Genomic DNA, 7,866 nt, shown 5'->3' with positions numbered 1-7,866 from the left:
CGCTCTACGAGCCGGTGCACGGCTCGGCGCCCGACATCGCCGGCAAGGGCATCGCCAACCCGATCGCCATGATCGCCTCCTTCGCCATGTGCCTGCGCTATTCCTTCGGCATGGTGGCGGAAGCCGACAAGCTCGAAGCGGCCATCGCCGCCGTGCTCGACGACGGCCTGCGCACGAAAGACATCATGTCTGAAGGCATGAAGGAAGTCGGCACCACTGAGATGGGCGATGCCATCATCGCCAAATTCCTTGGCTGATCCCGGCACCGTCGACATTCGCTGGGCGAGGGTCGACGATGCCGAAGCGCTCGCCACCCTGCTCTGCGCGATGGCGGCTCACTACCGGCAGACGCCGCTCGATCACAGCCGGGCGGCGGCCACGGCGCGGCAATGGCTCAGCGACGAGAGCCCGGCCTATCCGCATTTCGCCTTGGCCTTCGCGGGCGGCGAAGTCGCCGGCCTCGCCTCGGTGGCCATCGCCCACCCAGGCATCGATCTCGAAAGGCTGATGTTCCTGAAGGATCTGTTCGTGCGCGACGGCGCCCGTGACAAGGGCGTCGGCTGCGCGCTCATCGGCTTTCTCGCCGGCTATTGCCTCGGCAAAGGCATAGGCCGCATCGATCTCACCACGGAAGACTGGAACGAGGGCGCGCTGCGTTTCTACGACCGGCTCGGCGCCGAGCGCCACGGCCAGAAGGTTTTCCTTAGGCTGTCGGGCGACGCGCTGAACAAGGTCGCTGGAACCTGACGTTGGCGGGTATCGGCGCCAAGGCTGGGTAAACCTCGGAGGTTAGCCGAAGCGACCGAACTTCGTCATCCACGGGCGGAGCGGGAGCGAAGCGGACGCGTAGACCCGAGGATCCATGCCGTGACGTCGCGCGAATGGTAAAGGGGGTGCAGAACAAAGGCTTTTCTGCACCGCCGCGACGCTTGGAGGTCACGGCATGGATTCCAGGGTCTGCGCGCGTCGCTTCGCTCCTTGCTTCGCCCTGGAATGACGGAGGCGTAGTGGCTGCCGGCCCGCGCGCGTCGGGCTGACCGGCCGACTTGCTTTGCTAAACCCTGGCCCAACTCCCGTCGCGATTCTACGCTGGCCGCTTCTTCTGCTTCTTGCGCTTTTCCGGCTGGCCGGATCTCGGCCCATCGAACTTTGGCCGATCGAACTTTGGCTTCTCGAACTTCGCCTTGCCGGGCTTCTTCGCCCAGGGTTTCGCGTCGCCACCGGGCCGCTCGTCCGGCGCTCGCTTCTCGAACCCGGGTGCACCCTGGTCGAAAGGCCGCTTGCCGCGATGCGGCTTCTTGTCCGGCTTCGGCGGCTGATAGCCGGCGCGCGACAGGTCGGGCGTGCCGTCGATGCGCCTCACCGCGATGCTGCCCTGCAGCTTGCGGTCGGGGCCGATCGCGGCGACGAAGCGGTCGGCCCAGTCGGCGGCGATCTGCACGAAGGTCTCTTCCGGCTGCATCTTGATGGCGCCTATCTCGCGCTTGGACATGCCGGCGGTGCGGCACAGCATCGGGATCAGCCAGCGCGGCTCGGCATTCTGCCGGCGGCCGACCGAGAGCGAGAACCACACGCTGTCGCCGAAATCGTCTCGGCGGGCGGGTGTTTCCTCCCGGCGCGCGAATCTTTCCTTCGACGGCGCAAACGGCGCGACGTCGATCAGGTCTTCGGGCGCCGAGCGGCTGCCGCGGCAAAGCCGCACGAAGGCTGCAGCCACCAGCTCGGCGCCGTGCCGCTCGAGAAGCGCTGTGGCGAAGTCGCGCTCCTCGTCCTTCACCGGCTCGCTGAAGGACGGGTCGGCCAGGATGCGCTCGTCGTCGCGCCGCAGCACCTCGTCGGCCGAGGGCGGGCTTGCCCAGGTCGCGGTCAGGCCGGCATTAGCGAGCAGCCGCTCGGTGCGCCGGCGCGCATTGCCCGGCACGATCAGTGCGCTCACCCCCTTGCGGCCGGCGCGTCCGGTACGGCCGCTGCGATGCAGCAGCGTCTCCGGATTGCTCGGCAGGTCGGCATGGATGACGAGATCGAGATTGGGCAGGTCGATGCCGCGCGCAGCGACGTCCGTTGCGATGCAGACCTTGGCGCGACCATCGCGCATCGCCTGCAGGGCGTGGCTGCGCTCGTTCTGGCTGAGCTCGCCGGACAGCGCCACGACGGCGAAATTGCGGTTGTTGAAGCGCGCGGTGAGGTGGTTCACCGCCGCGCGAGTGTTGCAGAACACCATCGCATTGGCGGCCTCGTAATAGCGCAGCACATTGATGATGGCGTTCTCGCGATCGGCGGGCGCGACGGAAAGCGCCCGGTATTCGATGTCGAGATGCTGCTTTTCCTCGCCGCCGGCCGAGATGCGCACGGCCTCGCGCTGATAGCCCTGCGCAAGCGTCGCGATGGAGCGCGGCACGGTGGCCGAAAACATCAGCGTGCGGCGCTCGGCGGGTGCTGAGTCGAGGATGAATTCGAGGTCCTCGCGGAAACCGAGGTCGAGCATCTCGTCGGCCTCGTCCAGCACCACGGCCTTCAGCGCCGACATGTCGAGCGCGCCGCGCGTGATGTGGTCGCGCAGTCGGCCGGGCGTGCCGACGACGATATGAGCGCCGCGCTCCAGCGCGCGCCGCTCGGTGCGCATGTCCATGCCGCCGACGCAGGAGGCGATCTGCGCGCCGGTCAGCTCATAGAGCCATTCGAGCTCGCGCCGCACCTGCAGCGCCAGCTCGCGCGTCGGCGCCACCACCAGGCCCAGCGGCGCGCCGGCAGCGGTGAAACGCTGAGCGTCGCCAAGCAGGGTCGGCGCCACGGCAAGGCCGAAGGCGACAGTCTTGCCGGACCCGGTCTGCGCCGATACCAGCGCGTCGGCCTCGCCAAGCTCAGGCTCCAGCACCGCCTTCTGCACCGGCGTCAGCGCCGAATAACCGCGCTTTTCCAGCGCTTCTGCCAGCGCAGGAACGATCATCTCGAAACTGGACATTTTCTTCTTTCGGAATTCGAAGCTTCTTTAGCCCATCGATGGGCTGATGCCGGCAGGCGTTGAGGCGCCGCAAGGCCGGACGGTTGGTGGGTTCCTACTTCTTGGCGACGGCATTGTACAGAGCAGGCGGCACCGCCTTTCCCTTCTCCCCTTGTGGGAGAAGGTGTCGCCGAAGGCGACGGATGAGGGGTGCTCCAGGGAAAGCCAGCGTCTCACTCCGCTGGAACACCCCTCATCCGTCTCGGCGCTACGCGCCGATCCACCTTCTCCCACATGGGGAGAAGGAGAGCGCGCAGCGGCTACGCCGGTTCCTCGGAATGGCCGATGGTCACGCCATATTCAGCAGCGAAATCCAGCACAGTGTGCCAAAGGCTCTCGGCAAAAGTTGCAAACACCAGCAGATTGAAAACAGCCAGTCCGTTGCGATCACCACCGCGCCACAGCGTGACGCTCGTATGATCCATCGAGGTCGCCGCCGCCGCACCTACGCCAAATACACTGGGATGCAAATCGATCGACGACAGCTTGGCGAGCATTGCGCGCGCCTTCTCTCCGGAGACGCTGATCAACGCCCGCGCATGCGATTGGTCTGACAGCGATGCCGAACCGGCAAAGCCGGGGGCAAGCGCCTCAATCGAATGCTTGCCGCCCTTGGACAGCACAAGGAACTGGTCCGGTCCCGACCAGATCAGCGACGCGTCCGAGGTGCCGATCGCCTTGGGCGTCTCCGGCGCGGCAACGCCGAAGCGCGCCTTCGCAGCCGCTATCATCTCGCCGGCCTTGCCGCGCCGCGCCATCACCTGCACGAGGTCGAAATTGCGGATCTCGGCCAGCGCCACGCCGGAGTCGCCCTGCGCGCCGTAAGGGCCGGCGACCAGTGCTCGCTCGAGCGGGCTGCGGACGTCCCAGGAAAACTCAGCCACGCTGGCGCCCTCCATCCGGATCGTAGAAGACGGAATTGCAGAGTTCGACATCGTAGTCCTCTGAGCGCAGCGGGTCATGCGCGCGCACCATCTCGCCGATCCGCTCGCGGCCGCGCTCGACGAGGCCGAGCCCGATCCACTGGTCGAGCACCGGCGAGAAGCAGACCGAGGTGACATAGCCTTGGTCGTTCTCGGGGCCGGGGGTCTCGCCCTTCGGAATGATATGCGCGCCTGAGCGCAGGCGGCGCGCCTTGTCGGTCGGCTTGATGCCGACGACCACCTGCCGGTTCGGCGCGGTGAGCGCCTCGCGGCCGGCCATGACGCGGCCGATGAAATCCTTTTTGGTCGACATCATCTTGCCGAGACCGAGATCGCCGGCAGTGGTGGTGCCGTTGAGCTCAGGGCCGGCGACATGGCCTTTTTCGATGCGCATCACGCCGAGCGCTTCGGTGCCGTAAGGCGTCACGCCGAAGGGTTTCCCGGCAATCATCAAATTGCGTGCCATCGCTTCGCCATAGCGTGCCGGCACCGAAATCTCGAACGCCATCTCGCCGGAGAAGGAGATGCGGAACAGCCGCGCCTTGATGCCGCCGCGCAACGCAACTTCCCGCGCGCCCATGAAAGGAAAACCTTCGTTCGACAGGTCCTCGGACGGATCGACGACCTCCTTCAAGAGATCGCGGGTCTTCGGCCCGGCGATCGAGAACTGCGCCCATTGGTCGGAAACCGACGTGAGCTGCACATCGAGCTCGGGGAACAGCACCTGCCGGCAGAACTCCAGATGCTGCATCACCAGCCCGGCCTTGGCCGTGGTGGTGGTGAGGAAATAATGATCTTCGGCCAGACGCGAGGTCGTGCCGTCGTCATAGACGATGCCGTCCTCGCGCAGCATCAGCCCGTAGCGCGCCTTGCCGACGGCGAGGCTGGAGAAGGCGTTGATGTAGACGCGGTCGAGGAAGGCCCCGGCGTCCGGGCCGTGCACGTCGATCTTGCCGAGTGTCGAGACGTCACAGAAGCCGACACCCGAGCGCACCGCCTTGACCTCGCGCGTCACCGATTCCAGCCAGTCCTTCTCGCCGGCGCGCGGATACCACTGCGCGCGCTTCCAAAGCCCGGTGTCGACAAACACCGCGCCTTGTTCGGCCGCCCAGTGATGTGACGGCGTCAGCCGCGTCGCATGAAAATTCTCGTCGCGGTGATGGCCGGCGAAGGCGCCGATGGCGACCGGCACATAAGGCGGCCGGTAGATCGTCGTGCCGGTCTCTGGGATCGACTTGCCGCTGACCGCCGCCATGATGGCGAGGCCGGCGACATTGGAGGTCTTGCCCTGGTCGGTCGCCATGCCGAGCGTGGTGTAGCGCTTCAGATGTTCGACCGATTGAAAACCCTCGCGCTGCGCCAGCTCGACATCGGAAGCCGTGACGTCATGCTGCTGGTCGACGAAGGCCTTGCCCTTGCCGGCGACATGCCAGAGCGGCGTTAGCGAGAAAGCCGCGTCGTCGGCGACTGGCATCGAGCCGATATTGCCGCTGCGTCCGGCATCACGCGCCGCGGCAGCGCCGGCTTCGAACCCTTCGCGCAGGCAGGCGCCGAGACCGAAGGCGCCGTTGGCGGCGCCCGCGGCGACCATGCCGGGCGGCGCGCCGTCCGGCACGAATGCGGCGATGTCGTCGCGCCATTTCGGTCGGCCGCGATGATAGGAGGTAAGGCCGACCGCCGGGTTCCAGCCGCCCGAGACGGCAAGCCCGTCCGCCTCGACCTCGGCGCGCGCGCCGCCGGTCAGGGAGACGGAAATCTTGCGCACGCCGGTCTTGCCGCCATCGACAGCGGAGACCGAGCCGTGCAGCACCGGAAAGCCGCCCTTGCTGGCCAGCGAGCGATGCGCCGGCGAAACATCCGGCCGCGCATCGATCACCGCCGCCACTTGCAGCCCGGCGGCGATCGCCGTCTCGGCCGTGCGCCAGCCGTCTTCATTGTTGGTGAAGACCGCGATGTGTCTCGCCGGCGTAGCGGCGTAGCGGTTGATGTAGCTGCGCATGGCCGACGCCATCATCACGCCCGGTGTGTCGTTGCCGGCAAAGACGATGGGACGTTCGATCGCGCCGGCGGCAACCACGCAGCGCTTGGCCACAATCCGCCACAGCCGCTGCCGCACCTGATGCTCCGGCGGGACCGGCAGATGGTCGTTGACGCGCTCGATCGCGCCATAGGTGCCGCCGTCATAGACGCCGAACAGGGATGTGCGCGTCATGATGCGCACATCGGGCATCACAGTCAGTTCGGCAACCGCGCGCGCAACCCATTCGGCGGCGGGCAGTCCGTCGATCGGACCGCCATCGGCAAGCAGCCGCCCGCCAAGGACGAAATCCTCCTCGCACAGGATGACGCGCGCGCCGCTGCGGCCGGCGGCAAGGGCAGCCGCCAGACCAGCCGGCCCGGAACCCGCGATCACCACGTCGCAATGCGCCCAGGCCTTGTCATAGTGGTCGGGATCGGAAACGCCCGCCGCGCGACCGAGGCCGGCGGCGCGGCGGATCGCCGGCTCGTAGATTGCTTCCCAGAACTTCGCCGGCCACATGAAGGTCTTGTAGTAGAAGCCCGCGACGAAGATCGGCGCGAACAGCTGGTTGACCGACATGACGTCGAAATTGAGCGACGGCCAGCGATTCTGGCTGGCGGCTTCGAGGCCTTCATAAAGCTCGGCGGTGGTCGCCTTGGTGTTCGGCTCGCGCCTGGCGCCGCTGCGCAATTCGACCAGTGCGTTCGGCTCTTCCGACCCTGCGGTCAGGATGCCGCGCGGGCGGTGATATTTGAACGAGCGGCCGACCAGCTTGACACCATTGGCGACCAGCGCCGAAGCCAGCGTGTCGCCCTTGAAGCCCAAAAAATTCTTGCCGTCGAAGCGGAAGCTGAGCGCGGTTGAGCGGTCGATGAGGCCGCCGGATGTGAGACGGTTTGCCTGATCGCCGGCCATCACGCACCAACCTTGGCGGCGCCGGCGCCTGCAGCCGCCTCGACCGCCGAAATCTCATGCGTCAGCGTGTTGCGAGTGACCTTCAGCCACGCCCGGCAACCGCCGCCATGGTACCAGTGCTCGCTCATCACGCCGGCGATGTTGTCGCGCAGATAGACATAGTCGTAGACGGCATCCGCGTCGGCATCGGCCGCGGGGCGTTGCGGCTTGGCGTCGCCGAGATAAGTGAACTCGCCGAGCTCGCGTTCGCCGCAGAAGGGACAGGTGATACGCATGGTCTACTGGCGGCCTCAGTGCAGGTTTGGTTGGGCGCCCTGGCCCTTCTCGTCGATCATGGCGCCGCGCTGGAAGCGGTCGAGGCGGAAGCGGGCAGCCTCCTTGTGCGACTCGTCGCGCGCCAGAAGATGAGCGAAGACGAAGCCCGAGCCAGGCGTCGCCTTGAAGCCGCCATAGCACCAGCCGGCATTGATATAGAGGCCGTCGACCGGGCTCTTGTCGATGATCGGCGAGCCGTCCATCGACATGTCCATGATGCCGCCCCATTGGCGCAACAGCCGCACGCGGCCGATCATCGGGATCAGAGCCATGCCGCCTTCGCAGACATCCTCGACCACCGGCAGATTGCCGCGCTGCGCGTAGGAATTGTAGCCGTCTATGTCGCCGCCGAAGACCAGCCCGCCCTTGTCCGACTGGCTGACATAGAAGTGTCCGGCGCCGAAGGTCATGACGCCGGGGATCAGCGGCTTGATCGCTTCGGAGACAAAGGCCTGCAGCACATGGCTTTCGATCGGCAGGCGCAGGCCGGCCATCGCCGCCACACGCGAGGAAGAACCCGCCACCGCCATGCCGACCTTGCCGGCGCCGATCTTGCCGCGCGAGGTCTCGACGCCGGTCACCTTGCCGTAGGCGTCGCGCGTGAAGCCGGTGACCTCGCAATTCTGGATGATATCGACGCCGAGCGCGCTCGCCGCATGCGCATAGCCCCAGACCACGGCGTCGTGCCGCGC

7 protein-coding genes are annotated in these 7,866 nt (G+C 66.8%); 2 read left to right on the top strand and 5 right to left on the bottom strand.

Going from position 1 to position 7,866, the window contains the following annotated elements:
• Together EOA28_RS17490 and EOA28_RS17485 are read left to right on the top strand one after the other, a co-directional pair.
• On the top strand, positions 1–257 hold a 257-nt coding region (locus tag EOA28_RS17490; RefSeq protein WP_245501543.1), incomplete at its 5' end, for an isocitrate/isopropylmalate family dehydrogenase.
• On the top strand, positions 229–747 hold the full coding sequence (locus EOA28_RS17485; RefSeq protein WP_127253064.1) for a GNAT family N-acetyltransferase: 519 nt from the start codon (positions 229–231) through the stop codon (positions 745–747). The genes EOA28_RS17490 and EOA28_RS17485, both read left to right, overlap by 29 nt.
• A 337-nt stretch (positions 748–1,084) precedes the next feature.
• Here EOA28_RS17485 and EOA28_RS17480 read toward each other — a convergent pair whose 3' ends face one another.
• The 5 genes from EOA28_RS17480 to EOA28_RS17455 all read right to left on the bottom strand — a co-directional run.
• The gene (locus tag EOA28_RS17480; protein WP_127386317.1) at positions 1,085–2,962 is read right to left on the bottom strand and encodes a DEAD/DEAH box helicase; all 1,878 of its coding nucleotides are present in this window, start codon (positions 2,960–2,962) and stop codon (positions 1,085–1,087) included.
• Between the two features lie 299 nt (positions 2,963–3,261).
• Complete coding sequence (locus EOA28_RS17470; RefSeq protein ID WP_127251342.1) at positions 3,262–3,885, bottom strand: sarcosine oxidase subunit gamma family protein; 624 nt, start codon at positions 3,883–3,885, stop codon at positions 3,262–3,264.
• A complete protein-coding gene (locus EOA28_RS17465) occupies positions 3,878–6,859 on the bottom strand; it encodes a sarcosine oxidase subunit alpha (protein ID WP_127251343.1) in 2,982 nt (993 codons plus the stop codon). The genes EOA28_RS17470 and EOA28_RS17465 overlap by 8 nt, the downstream gene beginning before the upstream one ends.
• Positions 6,859–7,134 (bottom strand): sarcosine oxidase subunit delta, encoded by a 276-nt coding sequence (locus EOA28_RS17460; RefSeq protein ID WP_127251344.1) that lies wholly within the window; start codon positions 7,132–7,134, stop codon positions 6,859–6,861. Before EOA28_RS17460 ends, EOA28_RS17465 begins: the two co-directional genes overlap by 1 nt.
• Positions 7,135–7,149: 15 nt before the next feature.
• A partial coding sequence (locus tag EOA28_RS17455) for an FAD-dependent oxidoreductase (protein ID WP_128315088.1) occupies positions 7,150–7,866 on the bottom strand: 717 nt, incomplete at its 5' end.

Source organism: Mesorhizobium sp. M2A.F.Ca.ET.067.02.1.1 (genome assembly GCF_004023285.1).
Lineage (GTDB): Bacteria > Pseudomonadota > Alphaproteobacteria > Rhizobiales > Rhizobiaceae > Mesorhizobium.
The sequence above is the reverse complement of the archived record's forward strand: the minus strand, read 5'-3'. Positions and strand labels throughout refer to the sequence as shown.